Origin of the sequence: Streptomyces tibetensis (assembly GCF_007655005.1) — a bacterium.
GTDB lineage: Bacteria > Actinomycetota > Actinomycetes > Streptomycetales > Streptomycetaceae > Streptomyces > Streptomyces tibetensis.
In genome coordinates, this window is the sequence record NZ_SZVW01000028.1 from 103,375 (window position 1) to 126,299 (window position 22,925).

Sequence of the window (22,925 nt, forward strand, 5' to 3'; positions counted from 1 at the left end):
CGCTGCTTGACGGCGGAGTTGGCGGCGTTGATGACGCACTCGCCGGCGAATAGGTAGGTCTCGGCGTGCTTGGTTTTCGGCCCTACCTTGAGGGGGCCGGATCGGTGGTGATAGCTGCCTAGATGGTGAAGCCGGAGATATTGATGACTGCCGCGGACCGGATTTTGTCGAAGCCGGACTTGTCGAGCTGAATCCCAGGTCGGGAGATTCGCCTTTCGCGCCCTGTTCACCGGCACTTCTCCGCTTTGGCCTCTACGAACACTTTGGACGCCTGCCAGAAACCTTCACCTATGGGGGACTTGAGCATCACGATTCTGAAGTAGTCGAAGTCAGCGATGCTGGGCTTGCTCTTCAAGATTTTTTCGGTCTTGACCTCTTTGCCGTAAAACTTGCTTGAGTCGACGCAGAACGCGACTTCGACTGAATCGCCCTTCGGGGCAGACCGCGTGGTGGCCTGGTAGTGGCGCCGGATGCCGGTGGAAGTCCAGCCGCCGTCTACCCTGATTTTGATCTGAGTCTTGGCGTAGTGCAGCCCATCCCCGGTGGCGTAGGTGGACACGGCTCCACCCATGGTGGTGCGCTCGTCGACGCCTCGGTAGATGGCACGAACGAAATTGGCGGCATCGTCCAGCGCGGCCGCTTCGTCCTTGTCTTTCGGTTTGTCCCAGTCGAAGACCAGGTTCATGTCGCTGGGCAGGGACAGGTCCACGCCGTCCGGCCTGTCCTCCGCCGGTGCCCCCGATGCGGACACGGCCTTCTTCCGTGTTTTCGCTCCCTGGCCGACGCCGGCGTTCCTGTCGTTGTCGCCGGGCTTGTCGTCCCCGCTACCGCAGGCCGTCAGCAGAAGTGCTGCCGTCGCTGTCAGAGCGGCTGCAACGGGCAGTAGGCGGCGCTTCACAGTGACTCCCAGTGAGACAGAAGAGCATTCGATAGCACTGACGGTATCGCTGGGCCGTGGGCTGGCCGTACTGCCCGGCCGGGCAGTACGGCCCAAAGGGTGGGGTGGCGAGTCGCGTTGGTGTGCTGGTCGGTGTGGCCCTCCCGGCCAGTTACCTGTTGACGGACTGAATCTCCTGAACTGTGACGTCCTGGTCGTTGCCGAATGTGCCGTTGGGGAGCTGCGTCGGGTTGGGGTTACCCGTGCCGGTCCAGGTGATCTCCCAGGTGACGGTGGCCTGGAGCTTGAAGGTGCCGTCGCCGGAGGAGCGGAGGTACCTGATGCCGCAGGGCGGGGTTCTGTCGGCCTTGCCCTTGGCGTACGGCTCGCCGATAGAACCGTCCTCGTTGATCGTGCACTCGCCGGAGGCGGGATAGGTCTCGGCGTCGGGAGTACCGGGTTCCAGTTTGAGGGAGACCGGCTTAGCGGTGGTGGTGGCCTGGATATTGAAGCCGCCCACGTTGAGCGCGGCGGTGACCGAGACTTCTTTGAACTTGGCTTTGTCCAGCCACGCCCAGGTTGGGAGATTGACCTTGGTGGTCGCCTCGGGGGCGACGGCTACTTCGGTGTTCGGCAGTTGGACGCGGTTGTAGGCGAGTTCGGCAAGAACTTGGGGAGAGACGGGGTTCTCCACGGGTGGGGCAGCACCGTTCTCGACCCAGAAGGGTGGCTTGTCGCAGAGCTGGGCTTCGGGCTCCATCCAGCGGTCCTCGTCGCGGACGGCGACCCACCAGTTGCCCTCGTCCTTCTGGTCGAGGTTGTAGTTCTTGTACTTTCCGTCCTTGTATTTGTCGCGGAACATACCGGCCGAAGTCTTGGCATAGCTGTGCTGGCCCGGAGTGTTGACCGTCTCGTCGTACATGTTCTCGACGTACTTGGAGAACTCCTGCGCGGAGCGCGGTTCGTACCAACATGCAGGTGGGGTCCAGTTGCCTACAGGGGTGACGTTGCCCTTGCCGCCACCGCCCGAGGTGGTGCTTGTGTACCTGATCATGGAGACGAGATCGCTTCCGGACCGCTTGCCGCTGGCACCGACCTCGGCCTCGGACGCGCCAGGACCCTTTGCCGCTGCAGTGCCGGCAACCATGCCGGTAGCCGCGAGGAGAGCGCTCAGCGTGGTTAGGCCGCGGGTCAGGACGCGCACGTCTTGTCCCCTCGCTTCGACAGCACCTCCGTGGTCTGCCAGACCCCCTTGCTGTTCTTCTTGAGCTGTGTGCTGTACGTGACGTACGGGCTCTCGTCGGACGGCGACTTGTCCACCGTTCCGGTTTTGCGGTTCTTGTTGTAGGCCTTGCTCTCGTCGGCGCAGTAGACAACCGCGGCCGTGTCGCTGTCCGCGACCTTGACCCTCGGGTTGAAGTAGCGCGTGGAGCCTGTCCATGTGAGGTCCTCGTCCAGCCAGGCCCTGACCCACTTCTGCGCGCTCACGAGTGCTTTGCCCTGGCGGTAGTACGCGAGTGTCGCCGAGTTCGTGTCGCCGCGGAGGATTGCGTCGTCCACCGCGTTCACCGTCTGCGTCACGTCGGACAGCACTGCGTTCTCGGCCGGATCACCTGTCTTCCAGCCCTCGAACTTGTTTTCCACGCCTTCAGGAAATGTGATCTTAGGCCTGTCGGCGGGGCCAGATACGTCGGCGCTTGGCGAGGCCGACGTGGATGTACCGCCGGCGTCGGCCCCTGCGATCTTGTCGTTGCTCTTCGAGCTGCCGTCCCCGCTCCCGCAGGCCGTCAACAGCAGTGCTGCCGTCGCCACCAACGCGGCAGCAACGGGCAATGGGCGGCGCTTCACAGTTACTCCCCGTGAGACAGAAGGTCAATCAAGAGCACCGAAGGTATCGGTGAGGTTGCTGGTTTCGCCAGAGCGAACTTCCGCGAGAACAGGGGCAATCCTGGGTGTATTGGGCTCTCGGGGGCTCGTTGTGTCTTGATTGTGCCCACACAGGAGATGGCCCCGGACGCCGCAGTGTGCGGCTCTCCGGGCCAGGGGGCCGAGGGTTCTACGGTGTCATTGCCTCACCGGCACTTCGCCGCCTTCGTCTCGACGAAGACCCTGGACGCCTGCCACAGGTCCGTCCTCGTGGGGAACTTGACCATGACGATCTTGAAGTAGTCGAAGTCCTCGATGCTGGGCTTGGTTCGGAGGACCTTCTTGGTCTTGAATTCCCTGCCGTAGAACGTGCCCGAGTCCGCGCAGAACGCCACCTCCACGGACTTGCCGTTCGGGGCGGAGCGCGAGGTGGCGTTGTAGTGACGCAGCGTTCCCGTAGCGGTCCATCCACCATCGATCCAGGCGTTGATCTGCGTATCTGCGTAGTGCAGCCCACCACCGGTGGAGTAGGCGGTCACGGCCGCGTCTTTGGTCGTGCGCTTCGCGACGCCACAATAGATCGCGCGAAGGTAGTTCGCGGCGTCTGCCATCGCAGCCGCCTCGTTCTCGTCCTCCGGCTCGTCCCAGTCGAAGACCAGGTCCACGTCACTGGGTAGGGACACGTCCACGCTGTCCGGCTCGTCCTCCGCCAGGTTCGGCGACGGTTCTGTGGGCTCCCTCGGCGTCTCCGTCCCATGGCAGGCACCTGCGATCTTGTCGTTGTCGCCGGACTTGTCGTCCCCGCTGCCGCAGGCCGTCAACAGCAGTGCTGCCACCGTCGTCATCGCGACAGCAACAGGCAATGGACAGCGCTTCAAAGTTGCTCCCGATGACAGGCAGATGCGCCGCAAGAGGACTGACGGTACCTGCGAAGCTCACCGTTCCACCCCACCCGCCCGACCTCCGAAACTACACTCGCGCCCCATGCGTAACTCCCGCAGCATCAGCGTGAATACGACGCCCGCCGTCTCGGCCAACGGGTCCGACCGAAGCGTGCTGGGGAGACGCCTTGTGGAGGATGCGGAGCCCGGGGGCGGTGACGTCCCCTGAGCACCTCCCTTGCCGACCCGGGCCCCCGCCCCGCCAAAGCCCGCCGCACCAAACCCCGGCACAAACAGTCCCGAGACCCCCGAGCCCACTGGCTTCTCCTGGCCCTCACGCTCTCCCTCCTCTTCGCCCTGCTGATCTTCGAAGGCTGGACCCAGCACGAGGTCGACGCAGCGAAGACGCGGTCGCCATGTACCGCTCCCGTGCCCGACGCCGTCGCCCGCGGCGGTCCCGTGATCGGGATCAACCGGGACGGGATACGGACCGGGTCGATGCCCGCCCGGACCGTTGCGCTCACCTTCGACGGAGGGCCCGACCCCGTCTGGACACCCCGGTTGCTCGCCCTGCTGCGGCAGCACAACGCACGGGCGACCTTCTTCGTGCACGGCGCCCAGGCCGCCCGTCACCCGGAGTTGATCCGGCGCATCCGGGCCGAGGGGCACGAGATCGGATCCAACACGTACACCGGGGCCGTGCTCGGGGAGTCCTCCGCGTCCCGCTTCCGCGCCGAACTCGAGATGACCCAGAGCGCCCTCGCCGGGGCCACCGGCCGGCGGACGAATCTGCTGCGGATGCCTCGGACCACCTCCCCCGACACCCTGTGCGGCCGCGAGTGGCAGGCCGCGCGGCGGGCCGCCGGGTACGGGTATGTGCTCGTCGCCGCCGACAAGGGGTCACGTAGTCCGGCACGAGGGATCGTCCGGCAGCTCAGCCAGACGGAGAGCGCGTATCAGGAGGCGCGCAGGCTGCTGAGGAACCGGGCCGTCGACCGGTTCACCACCGTGTCCGACGGGCTCGGGCTTGTTTCGGATGCCCCTTCGACCCTCGTCGCGCGGTGGCTGGGGCGGGGGCTGATCGGGATCACCGGCCTCGGGCAGATCCTCTCCACCGCCATGATGTGGATTCTCGGCGTCGCCGGTGGACTCGGTCTGCTGCGGTTGTTGCTGCTCGCCCTGTTCGCCCGGGCGCACGTGCGGCGGCTGGAGCGGTTCCGGACCGGGGCGCCCTGGATGCCGGACACGTCCGGGCCCGTGACCGTGCTGGTCCCGGCGTACAACGAGGAGGCCGGGATCGGGTCGACCCTGCGGTCGCTGCTCGATTCCCGGCACAGGGAGCTCCAGGTCGTCGTCATCGACGACGGGTCCACGGACCAGACCGCCGACATCGCCGAGAACATGGGCGACGCGCGGGTGGAGGTCGTACGGCAGGCCAACGCCGGCAAGGCCGCCGCCCTCAACACAGGGCTCGCGTACGCCCGTTACGACATCGTCGTGATGGTCGACGCCGACACCGTCTTCGAGCCCGACGCCATCGAGCGGATCGTGCAGCCGCTCGCGCATCCCGCCGTGGGCGCCGTCAGCGGCAACACCAAGGTCGGCAACCGGCGCAGCCTGCTGGCCAGATGGCAGCACCTGGAGTACGTCTTCGGCTTCAACCTCGACCGGCGCATGTTCGAGGTGCTGGAGTGCATGCCCACCGTGCCGGGTGCCATCGGGGCGTTCCGGCGGGACGCCGTGCTCGGTGTCGGTGGGGTCAGCGAGGACACCCTCGCCGAGGACACCGACCTGACGATGGCCCTGTGGCGGTCCGGCTGGCGCGTGCTGTACGAGGAGTCCGCCGTCGCCTGGACCGAAGTACCCACCAGCCTCCGGCAGTTGTGGCGGCAGCGGTACAGGTGGTGCTACGGCACGCTGCAGGCGATGTGGAAGCACCGGGGGGCTCTCTTCGGCAGAGGCCCGGCCGGGCGGTTCGGGCGGCGCGGGCTGACGTATCTCGCGCTCTTCCAGGTCGCGCTGCCGCTCCTCGCTCCCGTCATCGACGTGTACGCCCTCTACGGCGTGCTGTTCCGGGACCCGTGGGAGTCGGCCGCGGTCTGGTTCGCGTTCCTCGGCGTGCAGATCGTCTGCTCCGGCTACGCGCTGCGACTCGACGGTGAGCCGGTACGGGCCCTGTGGTCGATGCCGTTCCAGATCGTCGTCTACCGGCAGTTGATGTATCTCGTCGTCATCCAGTCGCTGGTCGCGCTGCTGCTCGGCAGCCGGCTGCGGTGGCAGCGGATGAAGCGGTCCGGGACGGCCGCTGAACAGATCGGTGGGCCCGTTCCGTATAGGGGTGTGCCGATGCGCTGACCCGAGAGCCCCCCACAGCACCTTCGAGGCGTCATGAGCGACTGGACCGACCATCCGGGAGACCACCGGGCGGGGCAGGGGCCGAGACCGGTCCCGCCTTCGTTCCCCATGGTGCCGCCACCCTCGACCCGTACCGCCCCGCTCCCCGGTATGCCGTCGCCCGCCGCCCCCGGCCGCTACGACAGCGGCCCGCCCGCCCCCGGCGGACGCGATGAACGGGGCGGACGCGGCGGCAGTCGCACCCCGCGGCGGCGGGCGGGCCGGGGCCGCCGGTACCTCCGTACGACGGCCGTCCTGGCCTCCGTGCTGGTCCTCGGCGGCGCCGGCACGTACGTCTGGGCGGACACCCGGCTCAACCAGGAGGTCGACCTTGGCGCGCTCGGCGCCCGGGTGCCGGCCGGAGAGGGCACCACCTACCTGGTCGTCGGCTCCGACAGTCGCGAGGGACTGTCGGAGCGGGACCGCAAGGACCTCAACACCGGCTCCGCCGAGGGCCGCCGCACCGACTCGGTGATCCTCCTGCACACCGGCGCCAACGGCACCACCATGCTCAGCTTGCCGCGCGACTCCTGGGTGACCCTCCCGCCCTACCTCGATCCCGACACCGGCAGGAGCTACCGGGCCGCGCCGAACAAGCTGAACGCCGCGTTCTCGCTGGGCGGTCCGGACCTGCTGGTGCAGACCGTGGAACGCAACACCGGCGTGCGCATCGACCACTACGCGGAGATCGGTTTCGCCGGTTTCGTAGGGGTCGTGGACGCCGTCGGCGGTGTGGACCTGTGCCTGGACAGGGCCGTACGGGACGAGGACTCCGGCGCGAACCTGTCCGCCGGCTGCCAGACCCTCGACGGTGCCGAGGCGCTCGCCTTCGTACGGCAGCGCAAACAGGAGGCCCAGGGCGATCTGGGCCGGACCCGCAACCAGCAGAAGTTCCTCGCCGCTCTCGCCCGCAAGGCGGCCACTCCGTCCACCCTCGCCGACCCGTCGAAGTCCTTCCCGACCCTGGAGGCCGGGCTCGACACGCTCATCGTCGACGAGGGGACGGAACTGCCCGACCTCATGGGCCTGTTCGAGGCCATGCGCAGGGCCACCGGCGGCGGGGGCCGGCAGCTCAACGTGCCCGTGGCCGACCCGAACCTGCGCACCTCCAAAGGCAGCGCGGTGAAATGGGACGACCGGCGGGCCCGCGCCCTGTTCGCGGCCCTGCGGGAGGGACGGCCGCTCGGTTGACCAAGGGAGCGGCACGTGTTCCTCGGCTGATCAGCGGGGCGGCCCGGGCCACGTCCGAGCCGGTTTCACCGCCTCGGTGAAACCGGACTCATGTCGCGAGCTTGGAGTTCTGTGCGCTCACCACGTCCGCGGACATCTTGGCGTCGCTGGGCCGCGTGCTGTCCGCGATGGCGAAGCCGTTCACCGAGAAGTAGACGGCGAGCACGTCACCGTTGCGGACGGCTTCGGTGTGCAGGGTGTGGGTGATGCCCCGGAACGTCATCGTGGAGCGGAAGGCGACGGAACCGGTCGCCGTGCCCTTCTCGGCGGTGACCGAACCATAGGCCGTGGTGTTCTTGCCCGCCTTCGCCGTGAACCCGTCTCCACACTCCGTCACGGCCTTCTTCAACCCGGCCAGCTCCGACTCGGCCTCGGCCGCCGGCGCGTACGAGGCCAAGGTGATGTACGTGCTCGGCTTGCCGTACGCCGACCCGGCACTGCGCGTCACGTCGGCCTGCGGCTCACCGAGCGGGAGTTGATTCATCGCGTAGGCCAGCGGGGCGCAGCCGGACCTGTCGACCGTGACCTCGTCCGGCGACTTGGCGAAGGCGTACTCGGCTTGCGGCTCGTCCACGTTGTAGCCGGGCAGGTCGTCCTGCGTCACGATGGCCTTGGCCAGCCGCTGTGCCGGAGTGATCTGCTCGGCCTTCGGCGCCGACGGCGAAGCGGAGGGCTTGTCCTCGCTGCCCGAGCAGGCGGTCAACGCGGAGGTCAGGGCCAGGACGGAGACGACGGCCAGGGCGGCGGGCTTCAATGGGGGGCTCCTCGGTCGCTGATTCGAGCGAAGATCATGGCATGGCGGCCCGAGAGGCTCATGGGCATGCCGTGCGGGAGCGATGGCAAGTGTGTGACGACGCCCTCCGGCCGGCTCGGGCTGATCAGCGGACCCCGCCGAGACCGGCCGACGGCGTCGCCAGCGAGCCGTACCCCGTCGCCGCCCATGCGCTCCGCCCGGCCGGGACCTCGAAGTAGGGCACCGTACGGCCGTCCTGGTCCGTGTCGGTGAGCACCTCCGGGGCGCGGCGGTCCCGCAGGGCGTCCGCGCATGTGCGGCACACGGCCACGTCGAGCCGGTCCCGGCGGCCGAGCGGACGCCACCCCGTGCGCAGCGCGGACCGGCCGTGCAGGGGATTGAAGAAGCAGAGGGGGAGGCCGGAGGAGCCGCTCAGGGCGTCGCGGCCCTCCTGCGCCAGGGCCAGGGCGCCCGCCAGGTCCGGCAGGCCCCGGGCCTCGTCGAGGACCCTGCCGGCCGCGGCGTACGCGTCGAGGGCCTGCTGCAGGCCGGGTGTCGTGGCCACGTCGGCGGCCCGGGCCGCTTCGCCCAGGGCCAGTACCTCCGCCTCGGCCCGGCGCCGCACCTGCGCCTCGTCGGCCGCGCGGGCCGTCGCGAACACCAGCTCGGAGACGGGCGGGGAGGGCCGCCGGGAACGGAGCAGGGCGGCGCGGGTCGCGAGCACGGTCAGGGCCAGGGCCGGTACGCCGATGAGCGGCCACAGCCACTCGCCCGTGCCACCGGACGCCCGCTCGGCCCGCTCCCGCGGGGACGCCAGGTCCTTCGTCGCCTCCTCCCAGCGCTGCTCGCCCTTGCCCTCCGCCACCAGGTCCACGGCCTTCGCGGTCAGGTCCGCCAGCCCCGCGTCCCGCGTCTCGTCCAGGAAGCCGGCGGCTGCCACCGCCTTGCGCGTCTGGTGGGTGTCGGCGGGCCACTCGTAGCCCCGGAGGGAGTCGGGGAAGTCGCTGTCCGACGTGATGAGGACGAGGTCGGGCCGCTGCGGGAGTCGGTCGCGGACCGTCGCCGCCAGGACGTCGGAGTCGCCGTCGAAGGCGTCGCCCCGGGTGAGGGGCATGAGGACGACCTTGATGGGCAGGCCCGTGCGGCGGATCCGGTCCGCCAGTTGCCGCTGCCGGGACGGCGGTACGGCGGTGGCGTACGCCTCGTCGACGTAGACGGGGGAGGTGCGCAGGGCGTTCGCGATGCGCTGCCCGGCGCTCGGGGCGTCGCCGTCCGCGGCGGTGGCGGTGCCGGTGGCGGTCAGCGCCACGAGCAGCAGCACCGCGAGGGCGGTGAACACGCGCTTCACCTCAGTGGACACCTGCCGTCTCCCTCACCTTGTCGACGAGCCGGGCGATTCCGCGGGGTACGGCGGTCAGCGGGCCGTCGGTCGCTTCGTAGTAGGGGAGGCGGGTGGTGCCGAGGGACGGGTCGGGCAGCTTCAGCAACCGGGCCGGGATGCCGCCCGGTTCGGCGACGGCCGTGTCACGGCAGGGCTCGCAGACGGGGAGCAGGCGGCGGGCGTTGCCCTCGGCCGAGACACGGACGTGGTGGCGGTGGGCGGCGGGGCCGTGCAGCGGGTTGACGCCGCAGCACAGGTCCGCGGCCTCGCCGGTGAGGGCGGCCCGGCCCGCTCGCGCGAGCACGATGACGGCGACCAGGGTCGCGGGGTCCGTTCCTGCCTGCCGCGCGCGGCCGGGGTCGCCGTCGACCAGGAGCATCGCGGCGTCCAGGTGGTCCCAGGCGCGGCCGCGTTCCTCGGGGCCGGTGAATTCCTCGCGGAGGGCGCCGAGTTCGGTGTACGCGGTGCGGCGGAGGTAGGACGCCGACGGTTCGGTCGGGGAGGTGAAGGGCAGGCGGCCGGGGGGCTCGGGCACGGGGGAGGACCGCCGCAGCAGACGCCGGACGGTCCACGTCGCCCCGGCCACGGAGCCCGACAGCAGCAGGGCCAGGACGGCACCGACGAACAGGCCGGGCCGGAAGTCGGTGGAGAACAGGGGCGGGAGGGAGTGCTCGGCCTCGGCATTGGGGGCTGGGGGCGGGGTGGACTCGGACCGCGGCCGGTCGGTGCGCGGAGCCTTGTCGAGGAAGGTCATCAGCGTGTCGAGACGCTCGCCGAGGCGGTGGTCGTCGGCCCTGTCCGTGCTGCTGTCACCCAACGTGACACGTTCCGGCAGGTCGAAGGAGAGACGGCTGGAGTCCAGGCGCAGTCCGTAGTTGTAGGCGTCGATCGTGCCGTCGTCCGGGTCGGCGACGATGTACACCCCGTCCGCGCCCACCTTGGCGTGCACCGCCGCGGTGAACAGCCACGGGTCACCGGCCGCTTCGCTCTCCGGCGTCTGGGGCACGAGGGAGACGTACACCCGGCCGCCGCCCTCGGAACGCCGGAAGTCCCGGATCCGCTCGTGCAGCCGGTCCAGTTGCCGGGCGTCGAGGACACGCGGGCTCTCCGGGTCGGCGTAGACCGGGTCCTGCTTCAGCCCGGCCGCGACCCGCTCCACCCGGGCCGACAGGTCGGCGGGGCTGGGGGGTTCCGCCGCGCTCGACCTGGTCTGGTCGAAGACGACGGGGGCGGTGAGGGCGATCGCGGCGGCGGAGAGGAGTGCCGCGCCGGGAACGATCCAGCGCAGGACGGGCTTCTTGGGGCGCCGGCGCCTGGCGAAGCCCGACAGCAGCAGGATGGACAGCGGGACGCCGGTGAGCAGGACGCCCGTGAGGAACGACTGGTTCTGGCGGTCGGACGGGCCGATGTACATCTCCGCGGGACCGTCGTCGTCCCGGTACTTCTCGCGTGCCGCCTCGGCCCTCGCCGTGGCCTTCGCGCCGCCCTGGGCGACGACGTCGGCGAAACGCTCGAAGCTCCGCAACGGGCCCGCGTCGGCAGGCAGTTCGTAGAGGGCGACGGTCACGGCCGCCTCGGCGGGGGCCTGCACCCCGAAGGCCGTGGCCTGCGCGACGTCCGTCCCCTCGATCAGCACGTACAGCCCGTCGCGCCCGAGCCGGTCGTGCACCGCGCCGAGCAGCTGCTCGCCGTCCGTGCTGCCCCACATGGGCAGGACCAGGACGTAGGTCGGGACGCCGGTCTTCTTCGCCAGCCTGACGAAGTCGGGGGCGGTGGACCGCGGGACCTCGCGCGGGAGTTGGTCGGTGACGTAGACCGGGTTCTCGCGGAGGCGGTCGGCGAGGTAGGCGGCCTGGGTGGGGGCGTCGGCGACGTCCACGGCGGAAGCGGCGTCTGCGGCCTCTGTCACGTCTGCCGCGCTCACGGTGTCCGCGGCGCTGGCCGTGTCCGCGGCGCTGGCCGTGTCCACCGCGCTGGCCGTGTCCACCGCGCCGGCCGTGTCCACCGCGCCGGCCGTGTCCACGGCCCCGGCGTGGGCGGCGGGGGTGGCGGTTGCGAAGAGGGCCGTCAGCGAACAGAGGGCGAGGAGCAGCCGGAGCACGCGTGCGCGGCCTGTGCTCCGCGCCCATGTCCCCGCTGTGCAGGCGTTGTTCGTCCTGACTGCTCTCACCGGTGAGCCCCCCGCGCGTCCGATCGCTGTCCGCGCCGCACTCTACTCGGGGCTTCGCGAGTGCTACAGGTCGCCCGGTTGCGGCTTGGCCGTTTCTCCGGAGGGGCCCATCAGGATGCCGTGGGTCTCGTGGAGGTCCTCGCCCGCCTTCGACGGGACGCGGGCCTCGGCCAGGACGATGCCGCTCGGAAGGCGCCGGAAGGTGGGGGGCAGGGCGCCGGCCGGGAGGTCGGCGAGGAAACGGGTGACGCGGTCGCGCTGGCCGGGGGTGAGGTCGCTCTCCCCGATGGTGTCGGCGGCCCCTGCCAGGAGTTCCGTCAGGCGCTCGGCACTGTCGGGGTTGCCGGTGAACAGGCGGATCCAGGAGTCGTCGGCGAAGGTCAGCCTGACGTCCGCCTCGACCTCGCTGAACCGCATCCGCCGGGCGCCCGCGACGGCGTCCCGTGGGTACTCCGCGAGGACGTCGGCCTTGGCGATCGAGCCCGTGCGCGTGCCCAGGAAGAGCAGGCGGCGGCTGGTCAGCACCAGGTCGGTGGTGTAGCCCTCGGGGCGGCGGTCCGGGTCGAGTTGCCAGGGCGCGGTGCGGGCGAGGGTGCCGGGGGCGGCCCACATGACCGGGAAGTCGTCGACCTCGTTCTCGCGTTCCTCGGGCTTGCCGGTGGCGGGGACACCGCCGAAGGGGCTGCCCGCGGCGCCTCCGAGGTTGGCGACGAGGTTGGCGATGAGCGGGATCCCGAAGGCCAGGGCCCGGCCGGTGCGGCGCGCGGCCCGGTCGCCCGTGCCGCGCGGGGTGTGGACCGGGCCGGGGGGCCACTGCGGGAGTTCGCCCTGGATGTCGCCGCGCTGCGGGTCGCGGAACCAGCGGCATCCGGCGACCGGGGCCGCCAGACCGGCGGCGAACCGGGCCGACGTCCGAAGCAGCAGATCCTCGTCCGCGCTGGGGTACCAGTCCATCAGTGCGTCACTTCTCTCTGCGGGAATTCCACCGACCCGATGATGTCCGCGAGGGCGTGCGAGAACTCCTCCCACTGCTCCACCGACGCCGTGTCGAGGGTGATCACAGCGGTGCAGGGGTCCGCCGGGAACGGAATGTGCACCTGGATCTGTCCCATGACCAGGTCCTCGTCCCTGCCGGACGTGGTGTACGCGCCGTCCACGACGAGCTTGCGGAAGGTGATGCCGTAGACGGCCGGGCCGCACGGCAGGTCGAGCCAGGACACCTCGCGCAGGGGATCGCTCAGCAGGGCGGCCCGGGTGCCCTCGGCGACGACGTCGGGGTCCGCGTCCCCGCGCTCGTGGACGGCGATGGTGAGGGCGCAGTGGGCGATACCGCCGCCGTCCTCGATCTCGTAGAGCCCGATCCCGAAGAACGCGACGCCGTCGGCCAGGAGTTCGTCCGCCATGGCGCTGTAGAGGGAGCCCATGGTGTTCCACAGTGGCTCCTCGCCCTGTGGATAGAGGTCCCGGACCAGGCGCCGTGCGGCGTCGGCGCGTTCCTCCGGGTCGAGGGAGACCTCGATGGCGTGCATGCCCTCCGGGAGACGGAAGGCCATGGGGGGCAGGGTGGCGTCGGCCACGGTCAGGGCGGTCATGAGTGGGCCCCGAAGTCGTGCGTGGCGATGGTGTGCAGCTTCAGGGCGTTGAGCCCGCCCTTGATCGAGGCGTCGAGGGCGCGGCCCGCCCGGCTCATCGGGGCGATGGCCTCCTCGCCCTTGATGAACGGCAGCTTCGAGGCGATGGTGTTGATGCCCTGGGTACCGAGGACCTGCCCCTTGCGGACGTTCTGCAGCCCGCTTTCCACGGCCAGCGTAAGACGGCTGCCGCCCTCGCCCAGCTTCACCACGGGCGCGGCCTTCAACGGTCCGAAGAGCACGAACGACTTGCCGACGCTGGTGACTCCGCGGTACCCCTCGCCCAGCTCCGCGGCCCGCGCGGTCGCACTGACCCCCTTGGCCAGCTCGGCACTGCCCGTCAGACCCTTCACCCCCGGCAGGATGCCCAACGCGTCGAAGCCGATCTCGGTCCAGGAGACGTCCGCGCCGGCCGCCTTGGCGACGGCGTGGCTCAGCAGGGCCGCGCCGCTGGTGATCATCGCGCCGGCGGCGAAGATCGCGCCGAGGGGTTCGAAGGGGGCGGTGATGATGGCGAGCATGCCGAGGACGCCGCTGGCCAGACTCAGGACGTCGCCGATGGTCTTGATGAGCTCGGCGTGATCCTTGAACCACTCCCCGGTGGCGTCCCACGCGTCGGTGATGCCGTGCCCGAGCTTGTCCCAGAAGCCGGGTTCGTCGGGTGCGATGCCGGCGGCCTTGTCGAGGTCCCGGCCGACGAGACCGGCGGCGTGCCGGTACCGCTCCTCGAGGCCGTGCACCTTCTGGATGACGCCGTTCACGTCACCGGAGGCCTTCCCGTACGCCTCGGTCCCCTCCTTGGCGTCCGCCTGCGCGGCGAGTTTCTCCCCGGCCTCCTTCTCCAGCCGGTCCGCCTCGTCCTGGAAACCGTCGAGCTGTCCGGCCCAGCGGTGCAGGGCTCGGGAGGCCTTGTCGAAGGACTCGTAGCTCTTCCTGATCAGGGGAGTGACGTCGGTGGAGATGTGCTCGCTGAACGCCACGGCGGTCTTGCCCTTCCAGGCGCCGCACTCGATGCGTTCCAGTTCCCGTACGGCGGTGCCGAGTTCACTCGCCAGGCCGCCGATCCGCTTGGCCAGCTCACGGGTCTGCTCGACGTCGCCGGGGGTGGGGTCCCAGCCTATGTGGGGGAAGGAGGGGCGTCCCATACGGCGTTTCAGCGCCCCTTCTCGGCGGCCTTGGAAGCCTTGGGGGTCTTGGCGGCCTTCATCGACTCGGCGAGCTCCAGGTCGAGCTTGTCGAAGGTCTCGCCGATCTTGTTGATCATCTTGACGGCGTTCTGGGTGTGTTTGCCGAGCTGTTTGATGCCGTAGGCCCAGTCGTCGGCGAAGTCGTGCACGTCGTCGACGAGCCGGGGCGCTCCGACGACCGAGCCGTCGGTACCTCGCAACGTCCGCCGGGCGCCGTCCATACGGTCGGAAATCGTCGAGAAGGTTCGCTTCAGGTCCTCGAAGACGGTGTCCTCGAGCCGCAGATCACTCACGTCGCGTTCCCGGCGGTCCGGTGGTGGGGCGTTCGCGATCTTAGGCAGCGGTTCACCGCGTGTGACCGCTGCTGGTGGAAGGATGGGCGTTGCTTGAGGGGGAGATGGGGGAGGGTTTGCCGGGGCTTGGGGTGGGGCCGCGGCTGCGAGGCGAAGGGAGCGGGGGCGACATGTGGCGTGGCCTGATCGAGGCATCCGGAGCAGGACGGTCGTGCCCTCCGGCGGATCCCGCCGTCCTCCAGCGCGTCGAGCAGTCCCTCGGCCACCCCCTGCCTCCCGAGCTGAGCGCCCTGCTCCTGCAGACGGACGGCATCGAGGGCCCGTACGGCGAGGGCCTCGTCTGGCCCGCTGAACAGATCCTCAAGAACAACGAAACCTTCCGCACCGACCCCCAGACCCGCTCGCTCTACCGACCGTTCGTCTCACTGCTGTTCATCGGTGACAACGGCGGGGGAGACCAGTTCGCGCTCCTACGGGCCTGCGAACGGGCCGACGTCCACGTCTGGGACCACGAGACGGACGAACGCAGCCCCGTGGCCCCGGACCTGGCCGGCTATGTGCGCAGGGCGCTGGAGAGCGGGGGAGAGGACTGGTACCGACAGCCCTAGCCCGGAGCGATGCCCTCCGGGACTGAGGCCGACGCCCGCGGACGTCACCCTCACGAGGGCATGAGCACATGAGGCCCGCCCGGCTTCGTGAGTGAATCGTGCAGGCATGATGGCCGACAAGTGACGAACCGCCCGCTCGGCAAGGGCCGTTGGGGTCGGTGGCGATTCGCTGGCGCACAGGGGGTGCCGGCATCCGGGGCTGGTCCTGGCCGGATTGAGCGGGGTCGACGTTGCAGATGGATAACAGGCCGCGCCCTGCGGCCCGTGGGGCCGGACGTGTCTTGAGGGGCTTATGTGCGGCTGATACGGTGCGATGGCTTGACACTCACCCCCAGTGCTGGCTATTCGCCCAGGTCGGGCGAGTACGTCCGGCCCGTCCCGTACCTTTCCGTGCGGGCCGACGCGGGTGAAGTGTCCGAATTTGAAGGCACATGACAGACATCTTCTTGGGTGTACGGGGAGCGGTTGCGTGAAGATCCAAGAGCGTACGGGGGCGGGCGCAGGTCGTTCCGCAGTTCCGGCTCAGCCGTCGGTCGGCGACCGGCTTCCCACCCCGCCTCGCGAGCGCAAACCGGCACTGGCCGCGCTCGCGGTGCTGCTGATCCTGGTGGGTGCGCTGGGTGCGACCATGCTCGTGCTCCAGGCCGGTGACCGCATCGAGGTCGTCAAGGTCACGCAGGCCATCCCCGCGGGCGGGTCGGTGAACTCGTCGAACACGACCTCCGTCATGGTCGCCAAGGACGACAGCATCCACTACGTCGAGTACAGCCAGCTGAAGCAGCTGGAGAAGCTGAAGGCCGTCAACCCCATCCCCGCCGGAGTCGTGGCGGTCGGCGAGATGTTCGGCAGTGAAGCGGGTGTCGCCGCCGGCAAGGCCACCGTGGGCCTGTCCCTCAAGGCCGGCCAGTACCCGACCGGCATCAAGCAGGGCGACACCGTCGCGGCCTACCGCGTCAGCTCCGCCTCCGGCTCGTCCAACAGCAACAGCAACTCCTCGTCGTCGGCGTCCAGCAACTCCGTCATCGCCGACAGTGCCCGCGTCAGCTACGTCCCGGGCCCGAAGGACAGCGGCGACGAAATCGTCGGCAGCACCAACCTGGCGGTCACCCTGACCGTCGACAGCGACAAGGCCGCCGACCTGGCCCAGGCCGCCTCCAACGGCGAGGTCGCTCTCGTCAAGGTCCCCGGTAACTCCGGCAACTAGAAGGCGGCACTCGACCCATGGCGCTCATCGCTCTCGCCGCCGACAAGGGTTCCCCCGGCGTCACCACCGCGGCCGTCGCACTCTCGGCGGTCTGGCCGCGGCGTGTCCTGCTCGCCGAGGCGGACCCGGCGGGCGGTGACCTCGTCTACCGCAGTGCCGCCGCGCACGGCGGCCCGCTCAACCCCAACACCGGCATGCTGTCCATCGCCGCCACCGCGCGCCGCGGCCTCGTGCCCGACCAGCTCTGGGACCACGTACAGCCGCTGAGCGGCGGGCTCGAGGTCCTCGTCGGGCTCGGGATCGCCGAACAGGCCGCCGGACTGGCGGGGTTGTGGCCGACCCTCGGGCACGCCTTCAACTCCCTCGCCGACTCCCCGCACTCCGCCGCCGACGTCATCGCCGACTGCGGACGCATCAGCGGCGACACCCCGGCCGTCGAACTGTTCCCGCACGCCGCGCTCGTCCTGCTCGTCTCGCGCACCGAGCCCGAGGCCATCGCCCGTGTCCGCGACCGCGCCGCCGCCCTCGCGGGCAAGCTGCACGGCGGATCGCGCGGCGCCGCGAGCCTCGGCACCCCGATGATCGGCGTCGTCCTGATCGCCGACACCGGCACGGCCGGCAAGCTCGCCTCGCAGGTCAACGATATGCTGGTGCACGCCCAGACCGGCGCCCGCGTGGTCGGCACCCTCGCCGACGACCCGGCCGGCGCCGACCAGCTGGCCGGTCGTAAGCGCGGACGTCTCGACAAGTCACTGCTGATCCGCTCGGCCCGCAAGGTCGCCGCCGACCTCTACCAGCAGTACGGCGCCGCCTGGGCCGCCTCCGCCCAGGCCAACCAGGCCCACCACGCCCCGCACGCCCCGGGCCAGATGCAGGGCCACGCGGGGGCCGGCGCATGACCGCTGTCGACCACCAGTTGGTCAAGCGGTTCCGCCAGGACGCCGGCGACCGCATCGCCGAACAGCGCCGGCAGGACCAGGTCGCGGGCGTCACCCCGATGTCCACGGAGGACGAACGGCAGTACGCCCGCGCCGTCATAGCCCAGATCCTGGAGGAGTACGCCCGCGCCGAGATCAACGCGGGCCGTACGCCGCTGGACGCCGAGACCGAGGAGCAGTACGCGGCCGCCGTGCACGCCGCGCTGTTCGGTGTCGGCCGGCTCCAGCCGCTGCTGGACAACCCCGAGGTCGAGAACATCGACATCAACGGCTGCGACCAGGTGTTCATCGGCTACGCCGACGGCCGCGAGGTGCAGGGCGACCCCGTCGCCGAGACCGACGAGGAGCTCATCGAGCTCATCCAGGTCCTCGGCGCGTACTCCGGTCTCTCCTCCCGGCCCTTCGACTCCGCCAACCCGCAGCTCGACCTGCGTCTGCCCGACGGTTCGCGTCTGTCGGCCGTCATGGACGTCACCCGGCGCCCCGCCCTGTCCATCCGCCGCGCGCGCATGGGCAAGGTGTTCATCTCCGACCTCGTCGGCAACGGCACCCTGTCGCCCGAGGTCGCCCACTTCATGGCCTGCGCGGTCCGCGCCCGCAAGAACATCATGATCGCCGGGGCCACCAACGCCGGCAAGACCACGCTCCTGCGCGCCCTCGCCAACGAGATCCCGCCGCACGAGCGCCTCATCACCGTCGAACGAGCCCTGGAGCTCGGCCTCGACACCTTCCCCGACCTGCACCCCAACGTCGTCGCCTTCGAGGAGCGCCTGCCCAACTCCGAGGGTCAGGGCACCATTTCGATGGCGGAACTGGTGCGGCGCTCGCTGCGTATGAACCCCTCCCGCGTCATCGTGGGTGAGGTCCTCGGCGACGAGATCGTCACCATGCTCAACGCCATGTCGCAGGGCAACGACGGCTCCCTGTCCACGATCCACGCCAACAGCTCGCACGAGGTCTTCAACCGTATTTCCACCTACGCGCTGCAGGCGACGGAACGGCTGCCCATCGAGGCCAGCCAGATGCTGATCGCGGGCGCGGTCAACTTCGTCGTCTTCATCCAGCGACGCAACAACTACGGCAGCGGCGGACGCCTCCAGCGCATGGTCACCTCGGTCCGTGAGGTCAACGGCGTCGACGGACGCGTGCTGTCCAGCGAGGTGTTCGCGGAGGCCCCCGACGGCCGGATCGTGCCGCACGCCCCCATAGCCTGCCTGGAGGAACTGATGGCACACGGCTACCGGCCGACCGGGACCTGGGGGTGAGCCGGGAATGACCACGAACCTCGCGGCACTCGGCTCGCTCGGCTCCATGGGCGGCCTGTTCTCCACCACCGTCCTGTACTCGATAGGCAGCGGCGTCGCCGTCGGCGGCGGACTCGCCCTCCTCCTCATCGCCGTACGCGGGCTGCCCGCCAAGCCCGACCACGAGAAGCAGAAGGCCGCCGAGCGGGCGAGCGAACTGATCCGCTTCGCCGGCCAGCGCGGCTCGCTCGCCGCCATCGTCGGCCTGGTCGTCCTCGTCCTCACCCGCTGGGCCGTCGCGGGCATCGCGGCCGGTGTCCTCGTCTTCTTCTGGGACCGCCTGTTCGGCGGCGCCGGTGAGGAACGGGCCGCCATGCGCCGCGTGGAGGCCCTGGCCTCCTGGACGGAGTCGCTGCGCGACACCATCGCCGGCGCCGTCGGCCTGGAGCAGGCCATCCCGGCCTCCGCCCGCGCCGCGGCCCCCGTCCTGCGGCCCCACCTCGACGCCCTCGTCGACCGGCTGCGCGCCCGCACCCCGCTGCCCGAGGCGCTCCAGCACCTCGCTGACGAGATCGACGACGCCTCCGCCGACATCATCGTCGCGGCCCTCATCCTCAACGCCCGCCTGCGCGGCCCGGGTCTGCGCCAAGTGCTGGGCGCCCTGGCCAAGTCGGCCCGCGAGGAGGTCGACATGCGCCAGCGGGTCATGGCCCAGCGCGCATCGACCCGCAGGTCCGTGCAGATCGTCGTCGCGGTCTCGATCGCCTTCGTCCTCGGCCTGTCGATCTTCAACCGCGACTTCGTCGCGCCGTACGGAACGGCCGTCGGCCAGCTCGTCCTGGCCTGCGTCTGCGGCCTGTTCGCGCTCGGCTTCTGGTGGCTGCGCAAGCTGTCCACCATCGAGACGCCCGAGCGCTTCCTCGTCCGCGACGAGGCCTCCGTCCAGTTCGTCCGTCCCAGGACGCCGTCAGCGGCGCAGTCCCAGCAGCGACTGCCGCAGGAAGAGGGGGCGCGCTGATGGACCTCACGATGCCGCTCGTCGTCGGCGCCGTCATCGGCCTGGGCATCTACGCCCTCGTCCGCGCCCTCATGCCCAGCAAGCGCAGCGCGATCTCACAGGTCGCGCGGATCGACGCGATGCGAGCCCGCGGCTCGGCCTACGAGTCGGCCCGCGTGGAGCGGGAGAAGGGCCGCCTGGGCGCGCTGCGCGCCGAAGTCGGCCTGCGCGTCTCGGAGTTCTACCTCCAGCAGGGATGGGAGCAGCGCTCGCTGCGCGCGGACCTGGCGGTGCTGGACCGCAGCTGGGAGAAGTTCCTGGCGACGAAGGTGCTGCTGGGCGTGGCCGGTCTGTTCTTCGGTCCGTTCCTGTTCGCCATCGTCTACACGCTGGGCTTCGGCAGGAGCCCGATCATCCCCGTCTGGCTGGCGCTGCTCTTCGCTGTGATCTTCTTCTTCCTGCCCGACCTGGAGGTGCGGCGGGACGCCGCCGACAAGAGGCGCGACCTGCGGCGGGTGATCGGCGCCTATCTCGACCTGGTGTCGATGAGCCTCGCCGGCGGACGCGGTCTGCCCGAGGCGCTCATGGCGGCGGCCGAGATCTCCGACGGCTGGGCCAACCAGCGCATCCGCAACGCCCTGTCCGACGCCCGCATCACCGGCGTCAGCCAGTGGCAGGCCCTCGGCGCGCTGGGCGAGGAGATCGGCGTGGAGGAGCTGAAGGACCTCTCCGCCTCCCTGGCCCTGGTCGCGGACGACGGTGCGAAGGTCCGCGAGTCCCTCGCCTCCCGCGCCGAGACCATGCGGCACCGCGAACTCGCCGAGATCGAGGGCAGCGCGGGCGAGAAGTCCCAGTCGATGCTCGTGGCACAGCTGCTGCTGTGCGCCGGGTTCCTGGTGTTCCTGATCTTTCCGGCGGCGATGCGGGTGTTCCAGGTGCAGTGAGCCTCGCAGTGAGCTCGCAGTGAGCGACCTTCACAACTCCAGAACCTCCGTGACCTGATTTCGAAAGGACAAGACGTCATGAACGGACGTAACTTCCACACCGGCATCCCCGCCGTGGACTTCCTCGTCACCTTCCTCCAGGCCCGCACCGAGCGGGCCCGCTCCGGCGAGCTGGACCGTGGTGCCTCCGCGGTCGAGTGGGTCATCATCTCCGCGGTCGTCGTGGCGATCGTGGGTGTCGTGGCCGCCATCATCAACGCCGCGCTCAGCGAGGGCGCCAACAAGGTCGGCGACTGCATCAAGGGCGCCGACGCGGGCAAGACCTGCTGATCGCCTCACGAGCATCGGGAGCAGGGGCAACGGGGTTCACGGGATGCCGGCAGACGTCAGCAGACGGGTACGCCGCTGGGCGCGGGCCGCACGGAAACGGGCGGCCACCCGCGGCGATTCAGGCATGACCGCGATCGAGTTCGTGCTGCTCACCCCGGTCCTGTTCTTCATGATCTTCGCGACCGTGCAGTTCGCCCTGTACTTCTTCGCGGACCACGTAGCCCAGGCGGCGGCCCAGGCCGGAGCCCGCAAGGCCCGGGCCACGGCCGACGAACAGCCGGGCGCGTGGCGGGGCGAGGCACGGGACGTGGTGGACAGCTACATCCAGCAGCTGGGCCCGCAGTTGGTGCTGTCCCCGGACGTGACGATGCTGCAGCCCGAGCAGAACACGGTGGGCGTGGAGATCGCGGCCCGGGTCCCGACGGTGTTTCCCGGGCTGGATCTGACGGTGCACGCCCAGTCGGCGGGGCCGGTGGAGCGGTTCGTCCAGGAAGAGGGCAACTGAATGTCCGTCCCTCCTCTCCTGAAGCGCGGCCGGGCTGCGGACGACAGCGGTCTGTCCACCGTCGAAGTCGTCATCCTCGCACCGGTGATGATCCTGTTCATCCTGGTCCTGGTGGCCTTCGGCCAGCTCGTGGACGGCCGCGGAGCGCTTGACGGCGCGGCCAGGGACGCGGCCCGCGCGGGTTCGATCCAGAAGGACCACGCGACGGCGATGGCCGAGGCCAAGAAGGCCGCCGAGGCCAACCTGGCGGACGTCTGCTCGGGCCCGGTGAACGTCAAGCAGACCAGCCAGGGTTTCGAACCGGACACCATCTTCACGGTCGAGGTGAGCTGCCAGGTGCGGGGTCTTGCCATGCTCGGCCTCGACGTCCCGACGACGCTGTCGGCGAGCTTCAGCTCCCCGCTCGACCCGTTCCGGAGGTCGGTGTGAGGCACCTGCGGTCCTCCTGGCGGTCGTGGTGGGCGGCCCGTGGCGCGCGTCTGGACGACCGCGGCTCCGGTGCCGGCGCGGTCATCATCTTCACGCTCGTCTTCCTCTCCCTCTCCGCGTTCGTCATCGACGGCGGGCTGTCCATCTCCAAGCGTGAACGCGCCGCCGACATCGCCGAACAGGCCGCGCGCTACGCCGCCCAGGACATCGACCGCGACGCCCTCTACGAGAACGAGGGCGGCCCCGCCCCCATCAACTTCGAGAACTGCAACGCCCGCGTGAAGGCGTTCGCCCGCGAGATGGACATGACGGGCGCGGACATCGGCGCGACCCACTGCGTGGCGGCGAACGCCCAGCAGGTCGAGGTCGAGGTGCAGCTCACGTACTCACCCGTCTTCACGGGGATGTTCTACGGCGGTGACGTGGTGGTCCACGGGCAGGCGGTGGCGGAGAACGAGGTCGGCTGAGCCGGTCCGGAACATCCCGCGAATCTGCACAGCGTTCACCGTGAGGTCGGGACGGGGTGGGGAAGCAGCCCGGCCCGGACCGTTTCCCGCCCCGCGGACTGCATTCCTGTATCGCGAAACGGCAGAAGGTGTGAAGGCCGCGAGGCTGCCGGTGACCGAATGGTCACACCCATGAATTCGCCCGTTGCTTTCCGTCCGCTTTCCCATCCACGGACTGGGCACTGACTGGCCGCCCCTACTCCGGCGTGCTTGGATCATTCACGCTCGAGCAAGTGAAATGAATGAAACGAAGGGAACCGCCCCCCATGGCCTTCACCCCGCAGATCGAGACCGCCCAGATGTCCGACGCCGAGCTGGACACCATCGCCGGCGGCCAGGCGGGCGGTGCCTCCGCGGGTGCCGGCGCCGCTGCCGGTCTCTACGTCGAGACCACGGCCGCGGGCCTCACCACCGGCGTCGGCGGCGGCGTGGGCCTCTCCGTCTCGCCCCAGGGCATCGCGGCGGACCTGCACCTCAACGCGGCCGTCTCGCACTGACGCACGCAGGGAAAAGGCCCCGGCCTTGAGTTCTAGCGATCGTCGCAACACCCCAGCTCAAGGGGTGCGATGTTCGAGAT

General features: G+C 70.2%; 24 protein-coding genes. 13 read left to right on the top strand and 11 right to left on the bottom strand.

Annotated elements, in window-relative coordinates:
- Window positions 1–226: 226 nt before the first annotated feature.
- From FDO69_RS36700 to FDO69_RS36715, 4 genes are all read right to left on the bottom strand, one after another.
- Window positions 227–898, bottom strand: coding sequence for a hypothetical protein (locus tag FDO69_RS36700; protein ID WP_104787374.1), 672 nt, complete (start codon window positions 896–898; stop codon window positions 227–229).
- A gap of 151 nt (window positions 899–1,049) precedes the next feature.
- Window positions 1,050–1,931: a hypothetical protein gene (locus tag FDO69_RS36705; protein WP_104787377.1), complete on the bottom strand. Its 882-nt coding sequence runs from the start codon at window positions 1,929–1,931 to the stop codon at window positions 1,050–1,052.
- Between the two features lie 137 nt (window positions 1,932–2,068).
- Entirely contained in the window at window positions 2,069–2,521 is a 453-nt protein-coding gene (locus tag FDO69_RS36710; RefSeq protein WP_234388254.1) for a hypothetical protein, read from the bottom strand.
- 428 nt (window positions 2,522–2,949) lie between these two features.
- A complete protein-coding gene (locus tag FDO69_RS36715) occupies window positions 2,950–3,621 on the bottom strand; it encodes a hypothetical protein (protein ID WP_104787382.1) in 672 nt (223 codons plus the stop codon).
- Between the two features lie 432 nt (window positions 3,622–4,053).
- On the opposite strand from FDO69_RS36715, the gene FDO69_RS36720 reads away from it, so the two are divergent.
- Together FDO69_RS36720 and FDO69_RS36725 are read left to right on the top strand one after the other, a co-directional pair.
- A complete protein-coding gene (locus FDO69_RS36720; RefSeq protein ID WP_104787385.1) occupies window positions 4,054–5,979 on the top strand; it encodes a bifunctional polysaccharide deacetylase/glycosyltransferase family 2 protein in 1,926 nt (641 codons plus the stop codon).
- A 33-nt stretch (window positions 5,980–6,012) separates the two neighbouring features.
- Window positions 6,013–7,209, top strand: a complete 1,197-nt coding sequence (locus tag FDO69_RS36725) for an LCP family protein (protein ID WP_104787388.1) — start codon at window positions 6,013–6,015, stop codon at window positions 7,207–7,209.
- A gap of 88 nt (window positions 7,210–7,297) precedes the next feature.
- Here FDO69_RS36725 and FDO69_RS36730 read toward each other — a convergent pair whose 3' ends face one another.
- From FDO69_RS36730 to FDO69_RS36760, 7 genes are all read right to left on the bottom strand, one after another.
- On the bottom strand, window positions 7,298–8,002 hold the full coding sequence (locus FDO69_RS36730; protein ID WP_104787391.1) for a hypothetical protein: 705 nt from the start codon (window positions 8,000–8,002) through the stop codon (window positions 7,298–7,300).
- Between the two features lie 124 nt (window positions 8,003–8,126).
- Window positions 8,127–9,341 (bottom strand): PIN domain-containing protein, encoded by a 1,215-nt coding sequence (locus FDO69_RS36735; protein ID WP_104787394.1) that lies wholly within the window; start codon window positions 9,339–9,341, stop codon window positions 8,127–8,129.
- Window positions 9,331–11,463, bottom strand: a complete 2,133-nt coding sequence (locus FDO69_RS36740; RefSeq protein ID WP_234388256.1) for a hypothetical protein — start codon at window positions 11,461–11,463, stop codon at window positions 9,331–9,333. The genes FDO69_RS36735 and FDO69_RS36740 overlap by 11 nt, the downstream gene beginning before the upstream one ends.
- Before the next feature lie 132 nt (window positions 11,464–11,595).
- A complete protein-coding gene (locus tag FDO69_RS36745; RefSeq protein ID WP_104787396.1) occupies window positions 11,596–12,486 on the bottom strand; it encodes a hypothetical protein in 891 nt (296 codons plus the stop codon).
- Window positions 12,486–13,124 carry a hypothetical protein gene (locus FDO69_RS36750; protein ID WP_104787399.1) on the bottom strand — a complete coding sequence of 213 codons (639 nt, stop codon included), beginning with the start codon at window positions 13,122–13,124 and terminating at the stop codon, window positions 12,486–12,488. The genes FDO69_RS36745 and FDO69_RS36750 overlap by 1 nt, the downstream gene beginning before the upstream one ends.
- Window positions 13,121–14,308, bottom strand: coding sequence for a hypothetical protein (locus tag FDO69_RS36755; RefSeq protein WP_104787402.1), 1,188 nt, complete (start codon window positions 14,306–14,308; stop codon window positions 13,121–13,123). Before FDO69_RS36755 ends, FDO69_RS36750 begins: the two co-directional genes overlap by 4 nt.
- Window positions 14,309–14,316: 8 nt before the next feature.
- Window positions 14,317–14,643 carry a hypothetical protein gene (locus FDO69_RS36760; protein ID WP_104787404.1) on the bottom strand — a complete coding sequence of 109 codons (327 nt, stop codon included), beginning with the start codon at window positions 14,641–14,643 and terminating at the stop codon, window positions 14,317–14,319.
- Window positions 14,644–14,813: 170 nt separating this feature from the next.
- Between FDO69_RS36760 and FDO69_RS36765 the strand changes: the two genes are divergently transcribed.
- The 11 genes from FDO69_RS36765 to FDO69_RS36815 all read left to right on the top strand — a co-directional run bounded on the left by FDO69_RS36765 (window position 14,814) and on the right by FDO69_RS36815 (window position 22,845).
- The gene (locus FDO69_RS36765; RefSeq protein ID WP_104787407.1) at window positions 14,814–15,251 is read left to right on the top strand and encodes an SMI1/KNR4 family protein; all 438 of its coding nucleotides are present in this window, start codon (window positions 14,814–14,816) and stop codon (window positions 15,249–15,251) included.
- Window positions 15,252–15,720: 469 nt separating this feature from the next.
- On the top strand, window positions 15,721–16,455 hold the full coding sequence (locus tag FDO69_RS36770) for a hypothetical protein (RefSeq protein ID WP_104787409.1): 735 nt from the start codon (window positions 15,721–15,723) through the stop codon (window positions 16,453–16,455).
- A gap of 17 nt (window positions 16,456–16,472) precedes the next feature.
- Entirely contained in the window at window positions 16,473–17,354 is an 882-nt protein-coding gene (locus tag FDO69_RS36775; RefSeq protein WP_104787412.1) for a hypothetical protein, read from the top strand.
- Window positions 17,351–18,658 carry a TadA family conjugal transfer-associated ATPase gene (locus FDO69_RS36780; RefSeq protein WP_104787415.1) on the top strand — a complete coding sequence of 436 codons (1,308 nt, stop codon included), beginning with the start codon at window positions 17,351–17,353 and terminating at the stop codon, window positions 18,656–18,658. The genes FDO69_RS36775 and FDO69_RS36780 overlap by 4 nt, the downstream gene beginning before the upstream one ends.
- A 46-nt stretch (window positions 18,659–18,704) precedes the next feature.
- A complete protein-coding gene (locus FDO69_RS36785) occupies window positions 18,705–19,655 on the top strand; it encodes a type II secretion system F family protein (protein WP_167526759.1) in 951 nt (316 codons plus the stop codon).
- Window positions 19,655–20,578, top strand: coding sequence for a type II secretion system F family protein (locus tag FDO69_RS36790; RefSeq protein WP_167526755.1), 924 nt, complete (start codon window positions 19,655–19,657; stop codon window positions 20,576–20,578). The genes FDO69_RS36785 and FDO69_RS36790 overlap by 1 nt, the downstream gene beginning before the upstream one ends.
- 78 nt (window positions 20,579–20,656) lie before the next feature.
- Window positions 20,657–20,908, top strand: a complete 252-nt coding sequence (locus FDO69_RS36795; RefSeq protein WP_010041603.1) for a hypothetical protein — start codon at window positions 20,657–20,659, stop codon at window positions 20,906–20,908.
- Window positions 20,909–20,951: 43 nt separating this feature from the next.
- Window positions 20,952–21,413 carry a TadE family protein gene (locus FDO69_RS36800; protein WP_104787420.1) on the top strand — a complete coding sequence of 154 codons (462 nt, stop codon included), beginning with the start codon at window positions 20,952–20,954 and terminating at the stop codon, window positions 21,411–21,413.
- Window positions 21,414–21,842: a TadE/TadG family type IV pilus assembly protein gene (locus tag FDO69_RS36805; RefSeq protein ID WP_104787423.1), complete on the top strand. Its 429-nt coding sequence runs from the start codon at window positions 21,414–21,416 to the stop codon at window positions 21,840–21,842.
- Window positions 21,839–22,309, top strand: a complete 471-nt coding sequence (locus FDO69_RS36810) for a pilus assembly protein TadG-related protein (protein ID WP_170320994.1) — start codon at window positions 21,839–21,841, stop codon at window positions 22,307–22,309. The genes FDO69_RS36805 and FDO69_RS36810 overlap by 4 nt, the downstream gene beginning before the upstream one ends.
- A 305-nt stretch (window positions 22,310–22,614) precedes the next feature.
- On the top strand, window positions 22,615–22,845 hold the full coding sequence (locus tag FDO69_RS36815) for a hypothetical protein (protein ID WP_104787426.1): 231 nt from the start codon (window positions 22,615–22,617) through the stop codon (window positions 22,843–22,845).
- Window positions 22,846–22,925: the final 80 nt, after the last annotated feature.

What these genes read in the sequence shown, in the direction of transcription:
- FDO69_RS36705 (WP_104787377.1), bottom strand. Translation starts at nt 1,931, where the DNA reads ATGATCAGGTACACAAGCACCACCTCGGGCGGTGGCGGCAAGGGCAAC.
- FDO69_RS36725 (WP_104787388.1), top strand. Translation starts at nt 6,013, where the DNA reads ATGAGCGACTGGACCGACCATCCGGGAGACCACCGGGCGGGGCAGGGG.
- FDO69_RS36745 (WP_104787396.1), bottom strand. Translation starts at nt 12,486, where the DNA reads ATGGACTGGTACCCCAGCGCGGACGAGGATCTGCTGCTTCGGACGTCG.
- FDO69_RS36750 (WP_104787399.1), bottom strand. Translation starts at nt 13,124, where the DNA reads ATGACCGCCCTGACCGTGGCCGACGCCACCCTGCCCCCCATGGCCTTC.
- FDO69_RS36755 (WP_104787402.1), bottom strand. Translation starts at nt 14,308, where the DNA reads ATGGGACGCCCCTCCTTCCCCCACATAGGCTGGGACCCCACCCCCGGC.
- FDO69_RS36765 (WP_104787407.1), top strand. Translation starts at nt 14,814, where the DNA reads ATGTGGCGTGGCCTGATCGAGGCATCCGGAGCAGGACGGTCGTGCCCT.
- FDO69_RS36775 (WP_104787412.1), top strand. Translation starts at nt 16,473, where the DNA reads ATGGCGCTCATCGCTCTCGCCGCCGACAAGGGTTCCCCCGGCGTCACC.
- FDO69_RS36780 (WP_104787415.1), top strand. Translation starts at nt 17,351, where the DNA reads ATGACCGCTGTCGACCACCAGTTGGTCAAGCGGTTCCGCCAGGACGCC.
- FDO69_RS36785 (WP_167526759.1), top strand. Translation starts at nt 18,705, where the DNA reads ATGGGCGGCCTGTTCTCCACCACCGTCCTGTACTCGATAGGCAGCGGC.
- FDO69_RS36790 (WP_167526755.1), top strand. Translation starts at nt 19,655, where the DNA reads ATGGACCTCACGATGCCGCTCGTCGTCGGCGCCGTCATCGGCCTGGGC.
- FDO69_RS36795 (WP_010041603.1), top strand. Translation starts at nt 20,657, where the DNA reads ATGAACGGACGTAACTTCCACACCGGCATCCCCGCCGTGGACTTCCTC.
- FDO69_RS36800 (WP_104787420.1), top strand. Translation starts at nt 20,952, where the DNA reads ATGCCGGCAGACGTCAGCAGACGGGTACGCCGCTGGGCGCGGGCCGCA.
- FDO69_RS36805 (WP_104787423.1), top strand. Translation starts at nt 21,414, where the DNA reads ATGTCCGTCCCTCCTCTCCTGAAGCGCGGCCGGGCTGCGGACGACAGC.
- FDO69_RS36815 (WP_104787426.1), top strand. Translation starts at nt 22,615, where the DNA reads ATGGCCTTCACCCCGCAGATCGAGACCGCCCAGATGTCCGACGCCGAG.